Annotated in this window: 19 protein-coding genes; 6 read left to right on the top strand and 13 right to left on the bottom strand. The window is 54.8% G+C overall.

The window, feature by feature from the left end; all coding sequences use genetic code 11:
* Positions 1-76: 76 nt before the first annotated feature.
* The 3 genes from Q399_RS0105195 (at position 77) to Q399_RS21410 (ending at position 5,801) form a co-directional block, all read left to right on the top strand.
* Entirely contained in the window at positions 77-925 is an 849-nt protein-coding gene (locus tag Q399_RS0105195) for a mechanosensitive ion channel domain-containing protein (RefSeq protein ID WP_084164092.1), read from the top strand.
* On the top strand, positions 922-1,662 hold the full coding sequence (locus tag Q399_RS0105190) for a DUF481 domain-containing protein (RefSeq protein ID WP_031566298.1): 741 nt from the start codon (positions 922-924) through the stop codon (positions 1,660-1,662). Before Q399_RS0105195 ends, Q399_RS0105190 begins: the two co-directional genes overlap by 4 nt.
* A 173-nt stretch (positions 1,663-1,835) precedes the next feature.
* Positions 1,836-5,801: a PAS domain S-box protein gene (locus Q399_RS21410; protein ID WP_051685760.1), complete on the top strand. Its 3,966-nt coding sequence runs from the start codon at positions 1,836-1,838 to the stop codon at positions 5,799-5,801.
* A gap of 51 nt (positions 5,802-5,852) precedes the next feature.
* Here the strand turns inward: Q399_RS21410 and Q399_RS0105180 are convergent, their stop codons facing one another.
* Genes Q399_RS0105180 through Q399_RS0105170 form a run of 3 tightly spaced genes read right to left on the bottom strand, consistent with a single transcriptional unit; the run spans position 5,853 to position 9,847 of the window.
* A complete protein-coding gene (locus tag Q399_RS0105180) occupies positions 5,853-8,114 on the bottom strand; it encodes a M14 family zinc carboxypeptidase (RefSeq protein ID WP_051685759.1) in 2,262 nt (753 codons plus the stop codon).
* A gap of 57 nt (positions 8,115-8,171) precedes the next feature.
* Positions 8,172-8,768 carry a response regulator transcription factor gene (locus Q399_RS0105175; RefSeq protein WP_031566290.1) on the bottom strand — a complete coding sequence of 199 codons (597 nt, stop codon included), beginning with the start codon at positions 8,766-8,768 and terminating at the stop codon, positions 8,172-8,174.
* Between the two features lie 11 nt (positions 8,769-8,779).
* Positions 8,780-9,847: a sensor histidine kinase gene (locus Q399_RS0105170; protein WP_037045553.1), complete on the bottom strand. Its 1,068-nt coding sequence runs from the start codon at positions 9,845-9,847 to the stop codon at positions 8,780-8,782.
* A gap of 270 nt (positions 9,848-10,117) precedes the next feature.
* Between Q399_RS0105170 and Q399_RS0105165 the strand changes: the two genes are divergently transcribed.
* The gene (locus Q399_RS0105165; protein ID WP_031566286.1) at positions 10,118-11,206 is read left to right on the top strand and encodes a sugar-transfer associated ATP-grasp domain-containing protein; all 1,089 of its coding nucleotides are present in this window, start codon (positions 10,118-10,120) and stop codon (positions 11,204-11,206) included.
* On the opposite strand, the gene Q399_RS0105160 is transcribed toward Q399_RS0105165, so the two are convergent.
* From Q399_RS0105160 to Q399_RS0105140, 5 genes are all read right to left on the bottom strand, one after another.
* Entirely contained in the window at positions 11,203-12,075 is an 873-nt protein-coding gene (locus Q399_RS0105160) for a substrate-binding periplasmic protein (protein ID WP_157836229.1), read from the bottom strand. The genes Q399_RS0105165 and Q399_RS0105160 overlap by 4 nt on opposite strands.
* A gap of 50 nt (positions 12,076-12,125) precedes the next feature.
* The gene (locus tag Q399_RS0105155; protein ID WP_031566281.1) at positions 12,126-13,358 is read right to left on the bottom strand and encodes a sensor histidine kinase; all 1,233 of its coding nucleotides are present in this window, start codon (positions 13,356-13,358) and stop codon (positions 12,126-12,128) included.
* Positions 13,355-14,056, bottom strand: a complete 702-nt coding sequence (locus Q399_RS0105150; protein WP_031566279.1) for a response regulator transcription factor — start codon at positions 14,054-14,056, stop codon at positions 13,355-13,357. Before Q399_RS0105150 ends, Q399_RS0105155 begins: the two co-directional genes overlap by 4 nt.
* Positions 14,053-14,412: a DUF3019 domain-containing protein gene (locus tag Q399_RS0105145; RefSeq protein ID WP_157836228.1), complete on the bottom strand. Its 360-nt coding sequence runs from the start codon at positions 14,410-14,412 to the stop codon at positions 14,053-14,055. Before Q399_RS0105145 ends, Q399_RS0105150 begins: the two co-directional genes overlap by 4 nt.
* An 87-nt stretch (positions 14,413-14,499) precedes the next feature.
* Positions 14,500-15,234 (bottom strand): sporulation protein, encoded by a 735-nt coding sequence (locus Q399_RS0105140; protein WP_031566274.1) that lies wholly within the window; start codon positions 15,232-15,234, stop codon positions 14,500-14,502.
* Positions 15,235-15,418: 184 nt separating this feature from the next.
* Between Q399_RS0105140 and Q399_RS0105135 the strand changes: the two genes are divergently transcribed.
* Entirely contained in the window at positions 15,419-15,763 is a 345-nt protein-coding gene (locus tag Q399_RS0105135) for a hypothetical protein (RefSeq protein ID WP_157836227.1), read from the top strand.
* Positions 15,764-15,810: 47 nt separating this feature from the next.
* On the opposite strand, the gene sbcC is transcribed toward Q399_RS0105135, so the two are convergent.
* The 4 genes from sbcC to Q399_RS0105115 form a co-directional block, all read right to left on the bottom strand.
* The gene (gene sbcC / locus Q399_RS0105130) at positions 15,811-19,149 is read right to left on the bottom strand and encodes an exonuclease subunit SbcC (protein WP_031566271.1); all 3,339 of its coding nucleotides are present in this window, start codon (positions 19,147-19,149) and stop codon (positions 15,811-15,813) included.
* Positions 19,149-20,414, bottom strand: a complete 1,266-nt coding sequence (sbcD, locus tag Q399_RS0105125) for an exonuclease subunit SbcD (RefSeq protein WP_245612833.1) — start codon at positions 20,412-20,414, stop codon at positions 19,149-19,151. Before sbcD ends, sbcC begins: the two co-directional genes overlap by 1 nt.
* Before the next feature lie 60 nt (positions 20,415-20,474).
* Positions 20,475-21,353: a CPBP family intramembrane glutamic endopeptidase gene (locus Q399_RS0105120; protein ID WP_031566269.1), complete on the bottom strand. Its 879-nt coding sequence runs from the start codon at positions 21,351-21,353 to the stop codon at positions 20,475-20,477.
* Between the two features lie 69 nt (positions 21,354-21,422).
* On the bottom strand, positions 21,423-22,214 hold the full coding sequence (locus Q399_RS0105115) for an acyl-CoA thioesterase (protein ID WP_031566268.1): 792 nt from the start codon (positions 22,212-22,214) through the stop codon (positions 21,423-21,425).
* 103 nt (positions 22,215-22,317) lie between these two features.
* Between Q399_RS0105115 and Q399_RS0105110 the strand changes: the two genes are divergently transcribed.
* Positions 22,318-22,665, top strand: a complete 348-nt coding sequence (locus Q399_RS0105110; RefSeq protein WP_031566267.1) for a putative quinol monooxygenase — start codon at positions 22,318-22,320, stop codon at positions 22,663-22,665.
* A gap of 19 nt (positions 22,666-22,684) precedes the next feature.
* Here Q399_RS0105110 and Q399_RS0105105 read toward each other — a convergent pair whose 3' ends face one another.
* Positions 22,685-23,302 (bottom strand): glutathione S-transferase family protein, encoded by a 618-nt coding sequence (locus Q399_RS0105105; protein WP_031566266.1) that lies wholly within the window; start codon positions 23,300-23,302, stop codon positions 22,685-22,687.
* Positions 23,303-23,341 lie beyond the last annotated feature (39 nt).

Here is a 23,341-nt window from a genome sequence, read left to right as displayed (position 1 = left end):
TCTGCCAAATCCGGGTGAAGATGTTAGCATATTGGCAGGGCTGTTTTTTTATCCCGCTCAATTGGAGGTCAGCAAGATGCAACCCGAAGTGCAGGTCATCGAACAAAGCTTAACTTTTTTGCAGAAAAATCAGGACTTAATCGTCAGTTTCTGTCTGAAACTGGTGGTTGCCATCATCATTTTTTACGTCGGCCGCTGGGTTGCGCTCGGTGTATCCCGGCTGATTGGCAAGGCCTTACTGCTGCGCCATGTTGACCGCGCTGTGGTGTCGTTCCTGTCGAGCATCGTCTATGCCGCCGTATTAATTGCCTTTGCACTCATCGCCTTATCGCATCTGGGCATTCAGACTGCATCTTTCCTGGCCATTCTCGGTGCCGCTGGTTTAGCCGTCGCATTGGCACTGCAAGGTTCGTTATCCAATTTTGCCTCGGGTGTGTTGATCATCGTGTTCAGGCCGTTTAAGTCAGGTGATATGGTGGAAGTCGCCGGCATCAGCGGCATCGTGGAGCGGATTGATATCTTCCAGACCATTTTCAAAACCGCTGATAACAAAAAAATCATTGTGCCGAATTCGCAAATTACCGGCGGTGCTATCGTTAATTATTCCGCAGAAAAACGTCGCCGTATCGATTTAACAATCAGCATCAGCTACGACTCCGATTTACGCCGCGCCAAACAAATTCTGCACGACATCCTCGAGGCCGACAGCCGCGTGCTGAAAGAGCCGGCACCGGTAATTGCAGTGGGTGCTTTGGCCGATTCTTCGGTGCAGCTGGTACTGCGGCCGTGGGTTGAAGCCGCCGATTACTGGGACGTTTACTGGCATACGCTGGAACAGGTCAAACTGCAGTTTGATGACGCCGGCATCGAAATTCCATTTCCACAAATGTCTTTACATATGAAACCAAACAAGGATGAAGCATGAAATATCCATTTTTACTGGCAGCACTGGCGGCCAGCTCTTTGTCTGCTCAGGCGGCAGATGAGACCAAACTGGGTTGGGCAACGTCGGCAGAGCTGGGGGCTATCACTACATCAGGTAACACCAAAGGTACTTCTGTCACCGGTAAAATCGACGCCAAACAGGAGCTGGTGCAGTGGAGCAATGAATATGTGCTCAGTGCGTTTTTTAAAGAAGATGAAAAAACCGACGTTAACGGTAACCGCTACAGCGAAAAATCTGCTGAACGCTATTTTGTCTCCGGCAAAGCCGGCTACAAACTCGACACTGACCACGCCAAGCTGTTTATCTTTGGCTCACACACTGAAGATGATTTTGGCGCTTACACCAGCTACAGCCTGATCTCTGCCGGTTACGGCGACCGTCTGTATCAGGGTGATGGCATCAGTATCGACGCCGAAATCGGTCCTGGTTATTACACCGGCAAAACTGCCGGAGATGTCACCGAAAAAGGCGCTTTGGTCCGTACCGCCGGCAGTCTGGACTGGGTGATTTCTGACAGCGCGACGTTCCGCCAGCTGCTGAGTCTAGAGGCCAGCTCGGACAATAAAAGAACCCAGTCAGAAACCTCGGTCAGTGCCCGCATTAACGGCAGTATGCAGATGAAAGCCGCATTCACGGTGCAGCATGATTCTGAAGTACCAGCCGGTAAAAAGAATACCGACACCCAGACCTCACTGACGCTGGTTTATTCGTTTTAATCCAAATGGGACAGCACCCCCAGCTGCTGCTGTCCCGATTTGCCCTTCTATTCGCTTCGTCTATGCTTGATCGATACATGTAACACCCGCTTTCACGGGGCATTATTGCGCGCCGGTTCAGGCGCGACTTCACAATAAGACCGTGCGGGTGCCTACAACAGGGAAGATGACAGATGCCGTTTACTGCACCGCACACTGAAGCCTTTTCGCGCCGCGCCGAGCCTCTGCTGCTGTCTGTGCTGCTGTTTTATCTCGTCATCATCTTGCTGTGGTGGCTGACACAACAACCTGAATCTACCGCAGCCTGGTTATCTGCCAGCCAGCATGCGACCTTGCGCCAGACACTTGGCTGGTTACTCGGCGGCTGTGCCGTGCTTTTTCCGCTGTTGCTTTACACTTTGTTGCGCGCCAATTACCGCTTCGCCCGGTTGATGCAGCAAAAACTGGCCAGTACCTTCGATGAGGCCGCTGTCGGTATTGCGCACGTCGCCCTGTCAGGCCACTTTATTCAGGTGAATCACCGTTTTGCGCAAATGTTGCAGTATGACCCGGCAGACCTCGCCGGCAGTACTTTTCAGGACCTAACCCATCCGGACGACCTGGCCGACGACTTACAAATGTGTGATGAACTGGTGCGGGGTGAGCGTGAAAGCTTTGAGATGGAAAAGCGCTACCGCCGCCGTGATGGCCAGTTTGTCTGGGCCCATTTGTCGGTGTCTTATCATCGCAGCAGCGACAGTTCGCAGTGTTATTTTGTCTCAGTCATCGAAGATATTCATGCCCGCAAGCAAGCGCTGCTTGCGCTGCAGGCCAGTATGGCGCAAGTACAGCTGCTGCTAGACTCAACCGGAGACGCCATTATCGGCGTCAACCAGCATGCCGAAATCACCTTTGTCAACCAGGCAGCACAGCAACAATTGGGCTACGCCACTCCCAGCCAGCTGATCGGGTTACCGGTGCAAACGCTGGTCAGCAAACAAAAAGCGGCGCTGGCGCTGTGGCGGGAGATCCACAAAGCGCTGGAGCAGCCACAACCTATCAGCGGCGAAGCCGATTTGTTTATCAATTTGCATGGCGAAACGCTGCCGACTGCTTACCGGGCCATTCCGGTACCAAAATCGCAGGACGGCACTGTGCTGGTGCTTTGCTGGCAAAACATCCGCGAACGCAAACAACAGCAAATGAAACAGCAGGCGCAAAGTTACCTGCTGCACCGCTTGCTCGATGATGCCGCTTTACCTGATTTGCTGACTGAACTGGTGAAATTTATAGAGCAGCAGCTACCTCACCTGCGTGGTTCGATTTTGTTAGCGGACAAGCAGAATCAGGTGATGCGCGTGCTGGCCGGGCCAAGCCTGCCGGCCGATTACAATGCAAAAGTGGACAAATTACCGATCCGTTACGGCAACGGCTCCTGTGGCACTGCGGCCGCCACCGGACAGCCGGTTTATGTCGCCGATGTGCATAATGACATGCTGTGGTTGAATTTTCAGGACCTGATTGCTCCTTATGACTGGCTGCAAGCCTGCTGGTCGACACCCTTTTTTGACACCGAACGCCAGTTGCTCGGCACTTTTGGTATTTATCTGGCGGAAAAACGTGACCCGACACCGGATGAGCGCGACCTCATCCAGTTTACTGCCAGCCTGGCGGCATTTTTAGTTGAACGCAGTGACGCCAAAGGCCGGCTGGAGCTGTTTTCTAAGGCGATTGAACAAAGTCCGGTCGGTGTGCTGATTTGTGGCATTCAGGGCGATGTGCAGTATTTTAATCAGCGTTTTGTTCAGCTCAGCCAAATCCCGGCCAGTCAGCTGGAAGAACTGCCACAACTCAAAGACGTCCTGCCGGCCGACCAACAGCAATGGCTGGACAGCGTCTTTGCGCAGTTGCAGAGCGGCCAACATAAGGTCAGCCGGCAGGACCAACGGGCTCACGCCGCGCAACCGGTGCAGCAGCAATGGCTGGAGAGTTCGTTGTATGCCATTGTCGACCGGAACAATCAAATCAGTCATGTGTTGCTTGAGCTTGAAGACATCACCATGCAGAAACAAGCCGAGCAGCACTGGATGGAAAGCGAACTGCGTTTTCGCACTTTGCTGGACAATACACCGGAGATCTCGGTGCAGGGCTATGAAGCCGATGGCACCACTTTTTACTGGAACAAGGCCAGTGAAGTGTTATATGGCTACAGCAAAGAGGAAGCGGTCGGCAAAAGTCTGCTGGATTTAATTATCCCAGCACCGATGCACGCCGATGTACAGGCCGCCGTCCAGCATATGGCCGACAGTGGCGTACCGATCCCAGCGGGCGAACTGGTCTTACAGCGCAAAGGCGGCGAACCGGTGCATGTGTTCTCCGGTCATGCCGTGGTGCAGTTACCGGGGCGGCCGTCGCAAATCTTCTGCATGGACATCGACTTATCAGTCCGTAAGCAACAAGAAGCCAATCTGCGGTTGGCTGACGCGGTGTTTAACAGCAGCCGCGAAGGCATTTTGATCACCGATACCGACAAAGTCATTATTTCGGTCAATCCGGCGCTGGTGAGTCTTTTTGGCTACAGTGAAGCTGAATTACTGGGTCAAACACCATCGATGCTGCGCTCAGGCCAACACAGTGAGGAGTTTTATCAGCAGATGTGGCAACAGCTGACTGATCAAAATTACTGGCAGGGCGAGGTGGTGAACAAACACAAAAATGGCACTGTGCTGCCGGTGCAACTCAGTATCAGTGCAGTATTTAATGAGGCGAGGCAAATAAGCCATTATGCGGCCGTGTTTACTGATTTGTCCGAGATCCGCGCCACTGAAGCGGAGATGATGTTCCTCAGTGAACATGACGAGCTCACCCATCTGCCAAACCGGCAGCTGTTTATGCAAATTGCCGAACAGGCGATTAAAACCGCACGACGGGATCACGCCTACGCCGCAGTGTTAGTACTGGATTTAGACCACTTTAAAGATGTCAACGACTCCTACGGTCACCAATATGGCGATGAATTGTTGCTGCAAGTCGCCGCCCGGCTTAAACAAAAAGTGCGGGACACTGATGTGCTGGCACGGCTGGGCGGCGACGAATTTGCCATTTTGCTGACGGCGCTACCGGATAGCGGGGACGCGGCTATTGTCGCCACAAAGTTGCTGCAACATATGGGGCAATCCTGGAGCCTCAGTGACCAGGTCGAAGTGTCGCTGGGAGCCAGCATTGGTATCGCAGTGTTTCCGGATCATGGTGACAACACCACAGCGCTACTGCAGGGCGCCGACGCGGCGCTTTATAAAGCCAAGGCGGCCGGGCGTAATACTTTTACTTTCTACTCAGATGCTTACACTCAGGCTGCGCGCGATCGGCTGACAATTGAAGCTCAACTGCGTAAAGCGATTAAAGCCAATCACTTGCGGGTCTATTACCAACCGCAAATTGATATTTTCAGCGGCCGTATCATCGGCGCTGAAGCCTTAGTGCGCTGGTTTGACCCTGAACAGGGCATGATCTCGCCAATGCGGTTTATCCCGGTCGCCGAAGCTTGTGGGCTGATTAATGATATCGGTGAATTTGTGCTGACCGAAACCTGCCGGCAAGGCCAGCAATGGCTGGAAGCCGGCCTGCCCCGCCTGACACTGGCGGTCAACGTGTCACCGGCGCAGTTTAAGCGCTATGACATGCGCAAACAGGTCACTCAGGTACTGAACGACACCGGCTTTCCGCCACATTGCCTGGAACTGGAACTGACCGAAAGTGCACTGATGGAAAATCAAGAACTGGTGGTACAGGTGCTGGACGATTTGCGCCGGCTCGGTATCCGGCTGGCAATTGATGATTTTGGCACCGGTTATTCGTCTTTGGCGTACCTGAAACGTTTCCCACTGGATGTACTGAAAATCGATAAGAAATTTATCGATGATATTCCTCATAGCCAGGATGATATGGCGATCGCCACTGCGATTATCGGCATCGCCCATACCCTGGGTTTTAAAGTGCTGGCTGAAGGCGTGGAAACGGCGCAACAGCTGGAATTCCTGAAGGTACAGCGCTGTGACCGCTATCAGGGCTATTTGTGCAGTCCGCCGATCCCGGCTGACAAATTCCAGTTGTTATTGGAGCAGCAACAGCGGGCGTTGGCACTGCAACTGGTCCCCTGAGCGGAGCCATACAGAACAGGGCAGCCCTTCATCGGCAGCCCTCACACTGTGTTAAACCAGCCGCCGCCGTAAAATGCACAGCAACAGTAAGCTTACATAACCAACACTGCCGCCGGACGACGAGGATTTCGCCGCAGGTTCAGCTGGCGTCACCACCACCGGCGCTGTGACTGTGACACTCAGTGTCTTCTGCACTTTTTGCCCGGCGCTGTCGCTGACTTCTGCCAGCGCCTGATAAGTCCCGGCGGCCCCAAAAGTCACATTGACGCTTTGGCCATTGAGCGTCTGATTATTCACACTCCATTGCACAGTCCCCACCGGACCATTGGCGCTGCTGGCACTGGCAGTCAGGGTACAACTCAGGTTCTGACAATTGCTGCTGAGCTGTAACTGCGGTTCAGCAAAGACTTGCAGAGCTTTGCTGCGTTGTTCGGTTTGCCCGGCCATGGTCACCCGCAACACCGGCTGATATGTGCCGGCCGCGCTGTAGGTATACACCGGATCTTTCGCCGTGCTGGTCGCCCCTTCAGCGAAGGTCCAGCTGAACTCCAATGGCAAAGTTGCATCGCCTGGCGTGGTATTGCGGAACTGGCAGCGCAGGAACTGACATTCGACCGTAAAATCCGGTAGCGGCGGTTTAACTACCACCGGCGCTGTCACATTAAAATAACCGGCGTATACCGGGCCGCTGTTGCCGGCACTATCTTTGGCACGCAGGTACAGCGTGTGGCGGCCTTCACTAAGGCCGGAGACATCCAATGAGTGGCTGATAGTTTCATTGGCAGAATCAAATTTGCCGTCGGTGGCATTGATGCTGATACTGCTGCTCCCTGCCAGATCCGGCCACTGGTCCAGCGTCAGTTCGACACTTTGGATAACCTGGCTGGCCACACCGCCATTGTAACCGCTGCTTTGACTGTCGCTGACCAGCGCTTTGAGCTGTAGCGGCACGTTGCGCGGGATCTGGTTTGCGGTGGTATTGAGACTGAGCTGACTGACATCAGGCCCGGCCGGTAACAAATAAGGGGCTGTATTGACACGCAGCGCATAATACAGCGCACGCAGATTGTCCGGCAGCACATTTGCCTGATAGTTGGCGCAAGATTCAAAAAACGCTGTGCCAATTTCAAAAGTGATGGCGGCCACGCCGAGCTCACCATAACTGACCCCATCGCTGGTGCCGTCAGTCGGATATAAACCAATCGACTGGGTCGGTACATAGTTATTAAACCACGCAAGTTTGTGCCCCAATGCTTTTAATGCAGGGCCATTGGGCGCTGGGGTAGTGGTATCGCCCCAGGGCCACAACACCAGTTCGCTGTAACTATGCACGTCGATATGGATGCCGGCAGTATTGTCCGGCGCCGCGTCGGTGCGCGCCGGCCCGCGTTTATCCGGGTACAGGCTGCGGGCATATTGCTCCAGCGCCTGTACTTCAGGCTCTGAACCGGCACTGACCCCACGGTAGGTTAAATCGCAGCTGTTGCCGCTGCTGCCATTCGGGATAGCGAACCAGCCAAAGCTGAAATTGCGGTTCAGATCGACACCAAAGGTGGCGCTGTTACAGGCGGTATCGTTGATATTTTTGCGCCAGGACACACCGGTTTCGGCAATTTTCCGCCCTTCCGGATTGGTCTGCAGCACCAGATGCACTTCGTTTTGTGCCAGCATCCAGTCGACATCCGCATCTTTGCCGGCTTTACCCAGCAGGTCTTTGGCAAATTCCAGCGTCAGCGCTGCTGTGGCATATTCGCGGGCATGGATGGCGCTATTGACCAGCAACTTGGCTTTGTTGGCCGCGCCGCTGTTGCGATTGGTAATTTTCAGCACATACAGGTCATAACCAGTGCCGGTTTTGGTTTTAGCCCAGCCACTGCCGATCTTGTGCCAGCTGGCGTAGTCGGGATAATCGCGCACCAGCTGTTCGGCCTGACTGTAGGTTTCTTCCACCGTGGGATAACAGGCGTAGCCCGGAATGCTCTGGGCGCTGTCTGTCAGCGGTTGCGCCGCTGTGGCAGCCTGTTGCTGTTGCCAGAGATAAGCAGGATGGATCGACTCGGCATAAGGCGCTAACCGGGCCTCTGTTGCAGCATCCAGCTGCAGGATCAGACTACTGTCCTGCCAGCGCCCGCCAAGCAGCGCGTCATGCAGACTGATCGCCGCCAGCCGGGCTTGTTCCGGGCTGGCAAAACGGACGATGCGGGCATTGTCGCTGCTCAGTTGTTGTAACTGCTGCAGCTGCGCGGCGGATTGGTGCGGCGCTGCAGCCAGTCCGGCATTCAGCCAGACGGCTGCCAGTGAAGAAATCAACATGGCTTACCCCTGCATTATATTAACTTCAAGTTAACACGGGGCGCGCCATTTGACTACTCAGAGCCAGCCTTTTTGCTGGGCGATGCGGGCAGCTTCCACCCGGTTCACTGCATTGAGTTTCGCCATCGCCTCAGACAGATAATTGCGCACTGTGCCTTCGGCAATAAACAATATACCGGCAATTTCCGCGGTGGATTTGCCTTCACCGGCCAGCCGCAGCGCGCGGCGTTCTTTGTCGCTGAGCGGGTCCTGTTCACCCAGCGCCAGCAGCGCCAGTTCGCTGTCGATCACACGTTTACCGGCCAGTACTTTGTCGATAGCCGCCAGTAAATCATCCACCGGCGCGTCTTTGAGCAAAAAACCGCTGACGCCGCAATCCAGCGCACGGCGCACATAACCGCTGCGGCCAAAAGTGGTAATGACGATAACCTTGGTTTTACTCTGTTGTTGCTGCAGCCAGGCTGCGAGTTCCAGCCCGCTGCGGCCCGGCATCTCAATGTCGGTCAGCAACACATCAAAATGTTCGGCTTTGAGTAACTTTAGTGCACTGTCGCCGTCGGCCGCTTCGACCAGTTCATGATTGCTGGATAGTTTTAACAGCGAGGCCAACGCGCCGCGCACCATAGCCTGATCTTCCGCCAGTAAAATTCGCATATTTAGTTCCCTTAGCGGCTGTTGGCGTTTGGCAGCCAGATTTTTAACTGACAGCCGGCATCCAGTTGATAGTCCAGCTTAGCCTGCAGCGCGTGCAGCCGTTCAGTGACCCCGGTCAGACCGTTGCCAAAGCCGAAGTTTTTCACTTCGCCATTGTCGGCCACTTCCATCACAACACCTTGATCCTGTTCACGAAAACTAATGCGGCAGCTGTCACCTTTGCTGTGACGCAAAATGTTGGTGACCAGTTCAGTCAGTACCAGGATCAAGGCCGACTCTTCGCGCGCCGCCAGCTTTGGCACTTCGCCTTCCAACGTCACGGCAAAACCATGTTCGCGCAGGCGCTGTGCCAGAGTGCTGACTTCCGCCAACAGCCCTTTGTGTTTATAACCTGAAACGGTCTGCCGTACCTGTGATAACGAATCACGCGCGACCTGAGCAAGCTCAGTCAGATGTAAAGCCGCCTCTTCACTGTGGCCGGCTTTCAGTAAGGCTTTGGCCAGATCTGCCTTGAGCACAATACTCGATAAGCTGTGGCCCATGATGTCATGTAAATCCCGCGCAATACGTTCGCGCTCGACCATTTGTGCCAGCTGGGTGATTTCTTCCTGACTACGTTGTTGCTGGCGCAGCCGCATTTGCCGCTGCCGCTCCAGCAAACCAAAACTCGCGACCGCCACCAGCAATAAACCACCATAGAGCAGGAAATACGGCCCCTTAAAACCCAGCCAGCTATTCAGAGCAACCATGATCAACAGCACAGCAGTTACTGCAGCTATGGCCTGACGTAACGGCCAGGCAAAGCCGAGGAAAAAGCCAATATATGCAAATAAAGAAATGCTGCCGGGATTGAGCGGTGTCACGCCAATCGCCAGCACCAGCATACACAGCACTGGCCATTGCATTCGCGCCGTCGGCACCCGGTAGGCCCAGAAATAACACCAGACAAAAGCCGCTAGCACAGTAACTGCGACGGCGATTTGCCACGGCGCCAGCGGCAGATAAAACAACGGCACCAGATAAAACACCAGATTCACCAGATAAACCCAGCTCCACTTGCCGTCTAACTGCACTGTCATTATTGCCTCCACGCCGAGTCTGGATTTGCACGATTGGACACAGCTTAACCGAGCCAGGACGCAGGGAATAGTCTGTGTTGTCAGCAAAGCAGAATGACATTTGTCATGCTCTACGGCGCTGGCAACCCAATCAGCCTGACAACAACACTTCAACAGCAACGGACCAGAGGACCTGCGAGCGTCCAGATGTTGTTGCCTCCACTCGCCAATTCAGCTGTGTTGGCTACACTGGTGTGTGGATAAAAATTAACCAGGACGATGGAGTGTCGCATGAAACATCAATGGATTTGGATACTGCGGGATTATCTGCACGCCACCCTTTACGCTTGCAGTCAAATTCGTGGGTTCAGTACGCTCTGGCTCATCGCTGCACCTGTCTACTGCCGGTTGAAATATGGTATTGGTGCCCGCGATTTCACGATTTATCAATTGCCCAGAGTCGCTGTCAAAGACTGGGCGCAATTTCTCAAAAATGAACCCTTTAAACATGTGCTGGCCAGCCAGGCTTCAGTGCAGGGGCGTTTACTCTCAGACGACAAGTTCGCATTTTACCAACATTGCATGCATTTCGATGTCGCGACGCCAAAGGTTAGCTGCCTGCTATGCAGACCCGACCATGAACAGACAACAGACGTACCGCAACTCCATTGTGCCAGCCAACTGGTGCAGTATTTGCCCGATGGTCGTTACTTTACCAAACCACGCAGCGGCTCCCATGGTCAGAACGCCTTTGCCTTTGAACGGCAGGGCGACAAAATCATGACGGCACAGGGCTACTGCAACATAACAGATTTTGCCGAGCAGACATTTCAGTTAGTACAACGTGGTATTACGCTGCTGGTACAGCCGCAGCTGGTGAATCATCCGGAGATCCGTCAACTCACAGGATCACCGCATCTGTCGACTATTCGGGTCGTCTCTGTGATCGAACAGGGCGAAGTTCGGGCCATCGGCTCTTTTTTTCGCATCATCTGCGGTCAAAATCAAACCGACAATTTTTGTCACGGTGCCAGCGGCAACCTGATTGCGGCAGTGGACGTTAACAACGGTTGCCTGTTGTCGACGAAATGTGTGTGCAATCGACACTGGCCTGTCATGACAGAAATCAGCCGACACCCGGAGACTGGCGTCAATTTGCAGCTTTTTGTGCTGCCGTGCTGGCAAAAAGTGCTGGCGACAGTCGCTGGCGTCCACAAAACCATGCCATTTTTGAAAACTGTCGGCTGGGATATTGCGGTGGGTCCAGATGAGGTCTGGGTGGTCGAAGCAAACTGGCGTTATGATATCGACGCGCTGCAGGTCGCGCATACCAGAGGTTTCGCCCCGGTGGTTCAGCCGTTTTATGCGTTAAGGGCCTAACGCTGAGGGATGGCGCCTGACTGTCGTGTTGTGCTGAGGTTTGCCGGCAATTGCGGATTGTCCAACAGAATGCGACTGCGGGTATCCAGATTCAGCTGTTGCAGCGCGGCGCCAAAATGGCGCTGAAACAGGCGCTCGAAGCTGCCGTCGCGCTCGGCCTGCTGCAAGCCCTGCAGCAAGGCGTCCGCCAGCGCGTTATTGTCTTTGGCAACATAAAACCAGGTGGCGGTGGGGTATATCAACAGCAGATGCGGGTCTATCATCAGATGGGAATTCTGGTGGAGGCTGAGCTCATAGGCGACTTCCAACACGGAAAGCGGGAAATAATCGATACGACGACGCTCCAGCATGCCATACAAACCATGGCCGTCGGCGCTGGTTTCGACTTTAAGGTCATTACTGCGCAGGATCTGCGTGTCACTCCAGGTCAGAAACTGACCCGCGGTAAGCCGTCTAAGGTGCTGTTTACTGTGGATGCCTTTGAGGATATCCGGTGTTTGCCGGTTAATCAGCGCCACCCGCCAGCCGTTATAACCTTTTAAAATAGCAAAAGGGACACCGCGGTAATGCTGCAAACGCTCATGGCTGACGCTGCCGAACAGCACATCAATGCCACCTCGGGCATTCATCAGATCAAAAGCCCGTTGTTTCGGCATAAACAGGCCGGAAGCCTTCAGCTGATATGCTTTGCCGCTTGGGTAACTCAGCGCCAGCTGCAGGAGCTCAGTGTAATAATCCTGACGCGCCACGCCATGGTAATACACGGTTTGCACAGCAGAACCTGCTGCCGCAATCACCCCGCCCGGAGCCAGCAACCCAAACCACGCCAAACAAAAGGCAACAAAATGCGTCAGAGCGTTTCTGTACAACTTGATCTCCTGCCGAAGCATACCGGCATGCGCACCGGGCCCAGCGGTCATTATTGCTTAGCAGGCGCCGCTGTACCAGTGTCGGTATTGTTCCCTACCGGCAACTGTAAGCGGGCGATAGCACCGCCGCCCGGCCGCTCCAACTGCAACAGTTCACCGCCATGCTGATGCGCAACCCGCCGCACTATAGCGAGGCCAATGCCGTGATGCGGCACCTGATCGTTGCGGTGCACCGCCTGCTGCCAGCCGGCACCGTCGTCGCTGATATCAATCCTGCAGTCACTACCATGCCGGCTCAGTTCAACGCGGACCTGATGCGCACAATGGCGCAGCGCGTTGCTGAGCAAATTCGACAAAGCCCGGGCTAACAATTTGGCGTCGGCCTGAATGATCAGGCTGCTGTCGCCGTCCCAGCTCAGTTCGTGCTCGGTGTTGGCGCGAAATTTTTCCAGCAATTCGGCCACCACAGCACTGAGCTGCACCTGACTCAACTCCAGATCGGCGCGAAAATCCTGCTGCGCCAGGCGCAGGTAATCATACACATTGTCTTCAATTTCCTGCAGATTGCGCTGAACCTGGGCATATTGACCATCACTCATCCGGCTTTCCATGCCATGCAAAATAAAGCGCAACCGTGCCAGTGGGGTTTTGATGTCGTGGCAAACCGTATCCGCCATTTCACGCTGCAGCTGATTGAGATTGGTGATGGTCTGGTTCATCCGTGTCAGGGAGCGGGCCAGCGGTTGCAGGTAAGATTGTTTACTGAGGCGAAAATCCGGCAAGCGGCCCTGCCGTACTTCTTTCAGCGCACTAACGCGCAAAGTTTCCACATCTTTAAATACATTGCGGCTGAACCAAAACAGCGCCAACAGCAGCAACACCAGAAATACATGCACCAAATCAATCGTAAAATCAGCACCTTGCGGCAGATTGAGCTCACTTAAACACATCAGGTCGCCGTTGGCCATTTCGGCACACATCGAAGCATTGCCGTCGCCGTCGCGCAACACTTCAATGCTATAACTGACACCTGGCTGCGGTTGCCATAGATCTTTTGGGATCACCATATAAAGACTGCCGGCGCAATCGTTGTCGATACTGAGGCGGCAACTGAGCTGATGGTCAGCCTGACTGTGCTGATACACGTTGTGCAGCATAGTGCGGGCGGCTACGGTCATGTGGTCGCCCTGATAGACCCAGCTATACAGCTGGTTCAGGCTGAAAAATAACAGCAGCACCATCAGCACCACCGCCAGATAAAAACGCAGTAAGGTTGCACTCATCCGGCATCTCCGGCTGTGCTGACGCTGATGCTGTAGCCCTGGCCCCAGACATTTCGGATATTCCAGCGCGGGTCCACCGCCTGCAGTTTTTTGCGTAAGCGAGAGGCCCGGCCGTCGATAGTGCGATCGGCGCCATCATATTCACGATTGAGCTGTTCGCGAAACAGCCGTTCCCGGCACACTGCGAGCGGAAAATGCTCTAGCAATGTGATCAGTAACTGCAGTTCGGCGTTGGTCAGATTGAGCGGCGAACCGGCGAGGCTAACCTGACCGGACAGCCGGTCTATCCGCAGGTTGTCTTGTTGCAATACCGGATTGGCTAGCCCTTGTTGTTGCGGCAGTGGTAAAAACACGCGGATTTTTGCCAGCAGCAACCTCGGGTCTATTGGTTTGAGCAGATAATCCTGCGCGCCGAGCTCGAGGCCATGCAGCTGAGCTGTCACTGTGGTCTGCGCCGTCATAAACAAAATCGGGCCTTTAAACTGGCTGCGAATTTGCTGGACCAGCGCAAAACCGCTGCTGCCGGGCAACATCACATCACAAATCATCAGGTCAAAGCCTTGTGTGGCAAGCAGTTTTTTCGCTTTTAGCGTATTGCTGCACACCACGACGCTGTAGTCTTCACTTTGCAGATAATCCGCCACCAGCTTCGCCAGTTCCTGGTCATCTTCGACCAGCAGAATATGTTGCCGGCTCATTGGCTGCCCCAACGGCTGCGTTTTAGTAATTTGTCGCCGGCATTAAAATCGATGGTCAACACTTTGATGGTGCGCTCGGCCAGCATTTGCTTGCTGTCTGCCGTGCGTAGTTCAAACCGGCTGTCTTTGTTGAGCTGTAGCGCCAGTTCTTGTTGCAACCCGGCCGGACCGCACAGCAGCGGTTCCTTTTGCGGCGGTAAAAACAAACAGGCCGGGGCGTTTTGTTGCCAGCGCACTTTGAGGGTGATGGCGCAACTGTGGTGTTTTTGCTGCACGCAAATCAGCGGCGTCAGCACAAACTCAGCCGCGCTGGCAACGGCAGGCAATAGCAGGACAAACAACAACAGGTAGCGCATCCGCGTTTCCACCGGCAGCAAAACAGATCATGCTGTTAGTTGTACCGGTGAAAAGGCTGCGGTGCAAGTCTCAGGTCTGCCCCCGGCTTAGCCCAGAATGCCGCGTAGTGCCTGCTGGATTTGTGAGGTGCTGGCTTGTGGCGACAACCGCACCGTACGGTAACTGTCACCACGGAAAGTCCGGTCTACTTCGACCAGCAGTAATGTGTCGGCGCCGTCCGGAATAAAAGACAACTCGACTTCTTTCACGCCGGACAACCACTGGCGCGGCCGGAACTCAAATTCCTGATAACAGCCACTTTGGCTGCGTTTGCCAGGCACCTGCAGATAACCTTTTTCGACATCAACTTTTTGCAGCTGATACCCAAGCTCCAGCATCGCACTGATGCTGTTCAGCACCAGCGGCGAGGCGTCGATACGCAATAAGTCGTTGTCGGACGGATCCAGCGCCATGGTTATATCAGCTTCAGTGCACAGCCAGACTTTGCCAACGGTGTGATGTGGCAAATGCGTCACCGGAATTTCCGCGCTCAGGCGCAATTCAAACGGAATGCGGTGCTGGCTGCCAGGCTCGACCTGCATGGCGTCACTGAGTCGAAAACGTTGCAGACAGAAATTCTGGTAATGCTCGCCGTTGTCAGTGCTGACTTTAACCCGCGTCATCAGCGCCAGACTAAAGCCATTGATTTGTTGCGCGACCGCGCCGCCCTGGATCAGGATCTGACCTTTCAGGCTCCCGCCAGGCTCACATTGATTCGACTGCAGCTGTGTATCGATTTTGCAGGCCCCGATGCCTGCAGACGCCAGAAGTTGTTTCAGCATTTAAAATTCCCTTGGTAAAACATCGTTAAAATTCAGGTTATCTCAGATCTGAGGCCTGGCAAATCAATGATCAAGAGTGCAAAGCAACTGAATTGTTAACAGATTTTACTTTTATGTCAGATTACAGTACAAGACTGGAGGTTTAGTCATCGCCGCCTGAGGTATTCAGATGTTACCGTCGCAGATGTATGAAAGTTTGCCCTATCTTTATTTACTGGCAGGGGTCGCCTGTTTTGCCCTGTTACCGCATCCGCTGGGCGCCTGGGCGGGTGTATTGTTCATCAATTCGGGGGCTTTGGTATGGATCATGCGGGCAGAACGTCGCAGGCTGAACGCAAAATCCGGCGGAGATGGGCTGTTCCATATTCCTTTCTGGTTATATGAACTGCAACCTTTTTTATATTTCGGCAGCGGTACCTTTCTGTTTTTCCGCTTCGACAACGAATTTTTATACCCCTCAGCGTTTATTTTGTGCCTTTGTGGCCTGCTGATCTGGCGGCTGCGCTACCAAAACCGCTTTAAAGAGTAAGCCAGAACGCTGGTCCGGCCGTGCAAGTCTGCCAGTACAGGTCTAAGTCACCAGACTTGCGGCAACTCCAGCGTACTCCAGCCGGCACCCGCTTGTTTATGCACTTTAATCTGCACCGGAATGCGTTCTTTCAACGCTTCGACATGGCTGATGATGCCGATCATCTTACCGCCGGACTGCAGCTGATCGAGCGCCGCTAAAGCGCTTTCCAGTGTGTCCGGGTCCAAAGTGCCAAAACCTTCATCTAGAAATAGCGACTCGAGCCGGGTTTTATGGCTGACCAGCTCCGACAAAGCCAACGCCAGCGCCAGACTGACCAGAAAACTCTCACCACCGGATAAGGTTTTGGTGTCACGTGCGCTGTCGGCCTGCCAGCTGTCCAGCACCTGCAGTTCCAGCTCGCTGTCGGCTTTACGCGCCAGCTGATAGCGGCTGTGCAGCTGCTGCAACTGCCGGTTGGCGAGCTGCACCAGCTGTGCCAGCGTCAGCCCCTGGGCAAAACGGCGGTATTTGGCGCCGTCGGCCGAGCCAATCAGACTGTTCAGCTGTTGCCAGTCCTGATAAAGCGCCTGCTGCGCCTGAATTTGCTGATAGAGGCCAGCCTGTTGTTGCGCCAGTTCCTGCTGCTGTTTGAGTTGCTGATTCAGCTCGCCCAGTTGCTGTTGCTGCTGCTGTTGGCGCAGCTGTGCCTGTTCTATCCGGCTGGCCAGATCCGTGGCTTCGGCATCAACCGGCGGCTGTGCGCGTAATTGTTGCTCTTGCTGCTGCGCCTGCACCAGCAAGGCGTTGGCCTCAGTCCGCGCCTGCAGGATCTGTTGTTGTTGCAACTCTAATTCAGCTTTTTGCGCTTCGCTGAGCTGCGCCATTAAATAGGCCGTTTCACTGGCAAAACCAGCATGCTGCGCCTGTGTCAGCCAGTCCTGCTGCAGCGTGGCACTTTGTTGTTGCCATTTGCTGAACTGCTGCTGTTGTAATATGGCATTAGCCTGCAATCGTTCGATCTGCTGTGCCTGCTGCTGACAAAGTTGCAGGCTTTGTGGCTGCGGCCGTTCCGACAATGTCGCCAGTTCTGGCAACTGCAGCTGCTGTAGTTGCTGCCACTGCGTCAACAGCGAACCGGCTTGTTGCCCTTGCTGCTGAAGGTGCTGCAATTGCTGCTGCGTCTGTTGTTGTTGCAGTTGCAGCTGCTGAATGTGCTGCAGTTCCGCGCGACCAGCGTCGAGTGCCTGTATGCATACTGTCACCTCTGCAGTACAGCCCAGTGCTGTCGCCAATTGTTGTAGCACCTGGGTCACGCTCTGCTGTAACTGTCTGATCTGTATCTCTAACTGCTTTTGTTGCTGTTGCAACTGTTTGTAGCGCTGACGCTGCAGCTCCAGCGCGGCCTGACCATGTTGCAGCTGTTGCTGCGCCTGTTGTACATCTGTTTGCTTTACAAGCTGCTGCGCCTGCAGCTGTTGCGCCTGATCGGCTTGCTGTTGTAAGGCACTGATTTGCTGCTGTAATTCAGTTACTGCGTTGCTGAACTCAACGCCGGTTCCCTGCGCAAACCACTGTTGCTGCACTGCTGTCAGGCCGGTTAGCAAGCTGTTCAACTGCTGCTGGAACTGCTGTTGTTGCTGGGTCAGCGCTTGCTGCCGGGCACTGAAAGCCGCCCCATCATTACTGAGCTGCTCCAGTTGTTGCCGCAGCTGCAGCACCTGTTGTTGCTGCGCTGTTGGCTCCAGCTGCTGATAATGCGTCACCGCCGGATGGTCTGTGCTGCCACACAAAGGACAGGCTTCTCCGGCTTTTAATGCCGCGCGGTATTCACTGAGTTCTTTGATCAGCTGCTGTTGCGCCAGAATGGTTTCTTTATCCTGCAACACCGCCTGCAGCGCTTTGTATTGTTGACGTTTTTCCACCAGTTGTTGCTGCAACTCAGCCTGTTCGCTGCCCAGCACGAGTAATTGCTGTTGCAGTTGCCAGCCTTGCGCCGCCTGTAGCGCAGCTTTTTGCAATTGTTGCAGTTGAGGGTGTAACAACTGCAGTTGTTGCTGGATCTGAGCAGGCGCTAACCTCTGCAGCTGCACGGCCAGCTGCTTTGCCTGCTGCTGCGCCTCTGACAGCCGGGCTTCAGCCTGCGGTAGAGCAGTTTTCAACTGTTCGGCCTGAGCGACACAATCTTGTAGTTGTTGTTCCAGCGCGGGTTGCTGTTGTTGCAGCGTCTGTAATTCCTGCTGCTGACGCTGCACTGTATCGATGCCCGCTTGCTGCTGCGCCAGCTGTGTAGCCAGCACTGTCGCGTCCGGCGAAGCACTGAGCTGCATACTCAGTTGCTGCAGCGTGCTGTCCTGTTGCTGCAGCTGTTGTTGTAGCGTCTGAACTTGTTGCTGACTATCCGCCAGCCCCAAGGCCCGGCCAGCGGAAAACAACGGATACAGTTGCTGTAACTTACTTTGAGTAGCATGCAGTTCCTGCTCCGCCTGACCGCGTTGTTCGCGCGCCTGCAGCAGCTGTTGATACAAAGGTCGTAGCTGCAACACCTGCTGATGCAGCGCCAGTTTGGCAAGACCGACTTTGCCGGCTTCTGCCTGAGCCTCTGCAGCCTGAAGCTGCACACTGGCCTGTTGTTGCTGTGCCTGACTTTGCGCCAGTTGCAGCTGCCATTGCTGTGCCAGGCGTAGCTGCTCCAGCTCTTGTTGACTGTGTTGATGCTCCGTCAATAACTGTTGTTGCTGCTGTTCCAACAGCGCGAGCTGCTCAGCTGACAACAGGCTGATGCCCTGCAGCTGCGCCTGTAGCACCTCTTGTTGTTGTTTCAGCGTGCGGCATTGTTCAAACACCTGCATCGACAGCTGACCATAAATTTCGGTGCCGGTCAGCTCTTCTAACAGCTCCGCCCGTTCATTGGCGCTGGCATTTAAAAACGCAGCGAAATTGCCTTGCGACAACAACATCGAGCGGGTAAAGCGGGCAAAATCGAGACCGGTCAGTTGCTCAGTTAATTTAAGTTTTTCATTGGATTTATCGGTGAGGATCTCACCATCTGCCTTCGCCAGCTCAACTTTCGCCGCCTGCAAATTGCCATCGACCGCACCACGCGAGCGGCGCTGACTCCAGAAGGCGCGGTACTGCTGGTCGCGCACCGAAAATTCGACTTCGGCCAGACATTCGGCGGTGTGGCGACTCATCAGCTCATTGCTGGTCTGGCTTAATACTTTTAACCTTGGTGTCTGGTGATATAACGCCAGGCAAATCGCATCAAGCAAGGTACTTTTGCCGGCACCGGTTGGGCCTGTGATGGCAAATAAGTTACTTTGCGCAAAGGCCGGATCACGAAAATCGACTGTCCATTCGCCGCGTAAGGAATTGAGGTTTTGCAGCCGTACCGACAAAATCCGCATCAGGGTTGCTCCTCAGATTCAGCCTGCTGTAGCAAATCGAGCGCTTCCCGATGCAGCTGCTCCATGCGCTGCTGCATCTCATCGGACAATTCTTCCTGCGCCAGCCGGGCAGCGAATACATCCGCTGGCGTCAGTTCCTGCAGACTGAGACCACTGTCAGTGATGCCGGCGGCAGTGACTGGCCTTTCACGACGCAGCCGCAATAAATCAACCGGCAAAGGCGCCAGTAATTGTTCCAGCTGCAGTTGTACGTCGGATAACAAGGCACTGTCGCCGCAGAGCACCAGCTCCAGCCATAAACGCTGGCCGTCGGCTAAGTTCTGGAGTTCCGGCGTTAATAACGCCGGTAAGCTCGCCAGATCAGATTTGACCGAACACAGTGGCTGAAAACGCGGCAACGGCAAGGCCTCGACCTGCACGGTATTTGTATCGGTGCCGGCGTCGAGCGTGATCAACAGGCAATATTTCTGCTGCCGCGCTTCATCAAAACTGAGCGCCAAAGGCGAGCCGCTATAGCGGATAAATTCGCTGCCACCCACTTTTTGCGCCTGATGAATATGACCCAGCGCAATATAGGCAAAAGGCGGAAATGCACTGGCTGGCAAAGCGTCCAGCGTGCCGATGTAAATCTCCCGCACCGATTCCGTGCTGCTGGCACCAACTGTGGTTAAGTGGCCGCTGGCAATCACCGGCAAGGGCGCTCCGGGCGATAAAGCGTCGGCCTGCTGCAGCGCCGCCTGATAGAGTTCCTGATACACCTGACTGATTTGGTGCTGTAATTGCAGCTGTTTTTCGGCTGCTTCCACACCACTACTGCTACGAAAATCGGCCCGCTGCGACAAATCGCGTGGCCGTAAAAAAGGCACAGCAGCCAGCACCGCTGCCGGCTCACCGGCTTTGTTGTGTAAAGTCAGCAGATGGTTGGAAATCTCAGTGACATAACCCGGCACCACTGAGGTATTGAGGCAACGCAGCAATTCGGCGCTTTCGTTAAGCACAGCGACTGAGTCGTGATTGCCACCTAACAGCACCAGCTGTGCGCCAAGCGGCTGCATATCGACAATCAGCTGATGGTACAGCTCACGGGCATAACTCGGCGGCGTGGTGGTATCAAAAATATCGCCGGCTACCAGCATCACATCAATCTGCTGTGTTTTGATGGTGTCACACAACCAGCGGAAAAATGCCCGATGTTCCGCCTCGCGGCTTTTACCGATAAAAAACTGGCCTAAATGCCAGTCAGAAGTATGCAGGATGCGCAACATCAGCCGGAAATTCCCTGTCAGAAGCGGGGCAAAACCCCGATGATACCTGAAGGCTGCAGATCAGCGCAGCATCGGATAGGTCAGCAGACCAAAATGCAGCAGGTTGACGGCAAAATGGGTCAGCACTGCCACTTCAAGCCGGCCACTGCGCTGATAAGCCCAGCCATAACCAATACTGGCGACGGCGGCGACACCTGCATAAGCCCAGCCGCCCGCGAGGTGGGCCAGCCCAAATAACACACTGATCAGTGCTATCGCCAGCCAGCTGGCGTTTTGCGCAGTGTGCCCGCGCAGCGCCAGCCAATCCCGCAGCGTGCGCTGCAATACACCGCGAAACAACGCTTCTTCCGCCACACAAGTCAGCAGCACATTGCAGGCGATAAAACTCAACCAGAAATCCGGCCATTTCGGTGCCAGCTGCACCAGACCAAGACCAATCGCCAACCCCAGTGCCGCAAACACCGTCAATGGCAACACCGGCCAAAAACCGCGTCGGTAACACTGCCATAAATCACCTTGTTGCTGGTTGGGCCATAGTGCCAGCAGCAGGCACAAGCCGGCCCAGCCTTTATCGAAATTGGCGTAAAGCGTGTAAGGAATAGCGTCCGGCGTCAGTTGCTGCGCATCCACCAATAACGGATTCCGGATACCGGGCAGCCAATGCAGAGCAGTTGCCAGCGCCAGTAAGACCAGCAGCACCCAGCCGGAACCTGTTAACCAACGAGGCGCAGGGCCTGTTCTCAGCCAAAGCGCCAGCGCCAGTTGCAGTAACAGCAGCACTGCGGCGATCAGGCTGACCAGGTTGGCCTGCCAGGCCAACCCTAAAGCCAGCAAAGCAAAACCCACAGAGCAAACAGGCACAGTCGCAGATTGAAACCGCAGCTGAAATCCGGGCGTCAGCAGCGCTAGTGCCAGCGTGACAAATGCAAACAGCGTCATACATCCTCCATGAAAACGCTGCCAAGCATAACAAATTCAGCGCCTTAGCGACGCTGCTTTCCTAACAGGTCAGGCAAATACCGTCACAGTCTGGCGACTAATGGCGATTAAAGAACCATCAGGTGCCCAGCATTTGGCTTCGATATGATGATAACCGTCGGCGCCATGTTCGATATTCGCCAGATAACTCCACCAGTCACTGCCGCTGAAAGTCTGGGCCTGCGGCAATAATTCCAGCGTCCAGGTCAGGGAGCTGGCCGGTGCCGGGCCTGACATCAATCCCAGACTAACCGGCGGCCAGGCGTCGACCAGCGCCAGCAGTTCCGGCACGCCCACTTGTTCAGAAAATTCGCCGCGAAAGCGGATGGCACCACCCAGCGTACGGCTTTTGCCACCGCTGAATGGCGCGTTGCCTTGCTGAATTTGATAATCAAAATGGCGGGTGAATTCCGGCGCCATCTCACTGTCTGGCAAACAGATGCCTGGTGTAGTCCAGACGGGTGCTGTGACGGCACTGACACTGAGCTGCGACGGCCGCGACGCACCAAAACTGGCCAGCGCCACTAAGGCCACCTGACCGGCCTGCTCAATTTCCACCTGCGCCTGCAGCACTGATTTGCCCTGACGCAGAATGCGGCGACGCACCACAGCTTCGCCGCCGTTCAGTGGCGCAACAAATGACACCGATACCGAACGCAGCGGCATCCCGGCCGGAATAACGCTTTGCAGATGCGCCATCGCCAATGCCGCGGCCATGCCGCCAAACACAGCGCGGCCCTGACCCCAATGCGCCGGCACCTCAATCAGCCGTTCATCGGCCGCAGTGGCGGCGAATTGTTGCATCACATCCTGAAACTTCATGCTAAATTTCTCCACTTTTCGCCAACACGCAGCATTTTGTGCTGGCCATACCAGTTTAACCGGCCATTAGCCTGCCGAATTTCGTCCCGATAAGGAACCCGTCATGTCAAAAAAAGTCTATTGTCTTGCTGAGTTTAAGCCCAAACCGGGCAAAGCCGTCGAGTTATTCCGTGTGTTACAAAGTCTGGAACCCAATACATTACGCGAAGATGGCTGCCTGCAGTATCGGGTGACCCGACAGATCCAGTCTGACTTTGCGCCTGGTTCGGGCTTTCCGATTGTGTTTAATGAGATCTGGGCCGACATGGCAGCGTTTGAAGCGCATTGTCAGCGCGCGGAGATCCAACAGTTTTTCCAAACTTATTGCCTGGCAGAAGATGGTCTGGCAGCCGACTGGAACGTCTGTGTCTACAGCGACGAGCCGGAACAGTTTGATGCGCCGGTGTTATAAATCCGGCGCATCCGCCTGCTTAGCCGGCAAGCAGCGCCTGATCTAAAGCGCGGGCACGTTGCACCGCCGGCCGGGCGGCAAATCTTTCCAGATATGCGGCAATCTCCGGCGTGGCTTCGATTAAGCCAAAACGGGTCATCCAGCCGAGCGCCGTGCCCCACAGGCAATCCACCGCAGTGAATTGTTCACCCAAAAACCAGGGGCCTGCTTGCAACTGGCTACGCACCCATTGCTCGACCGCCGCCTGATTGCCATATGGGCTCATGCCGGGCTGACCGCTGTCGCGTTTCAACGCTTTGTCGATCATCGCCGGTTCAAAACTGCTGCCATAAAACGCCAGTGCACGCAGATAAGGGCCCCGCAGCGCATCACCGACCGCCGGGCTTAAACCCGCTGCCGGGTTCAGTTCGGCCAGAAACTGATAAATTGCCACTTGTTCTGTCACCACAGCACCATCAGCGATCAGCGTCGGCACTTTGCCAAGCGGATTGGCAGCCATTAACGCAGCGCTTTTTTCCGGCGCTTTAAAATCGACCAGCTCAAACTCGGCGGGAATAGCCAGCTCTTCCAGCAAAATCCTTACACCGGCAGAGCGACTTTGTGGGTTATGAAATAACTTCAGTTGAGGGTAGCGCATCAGTCACTCCTGTTGATTGGTCTAGCCAGCATGCCGTAA

The organism is Rheinheimera texasensis DSM 17496, from assembly GCF_000711985.1.
GTDB lineage: Bacteria > Pseudomonadota > Gammaproteobacteria > Enterobacterales > Alteromonadaceae > Pararheinheimera > Pararheinheimera texasensis.
This window is presented reverse-complemented; position numbering and strand designations above follow the sequence as displayed.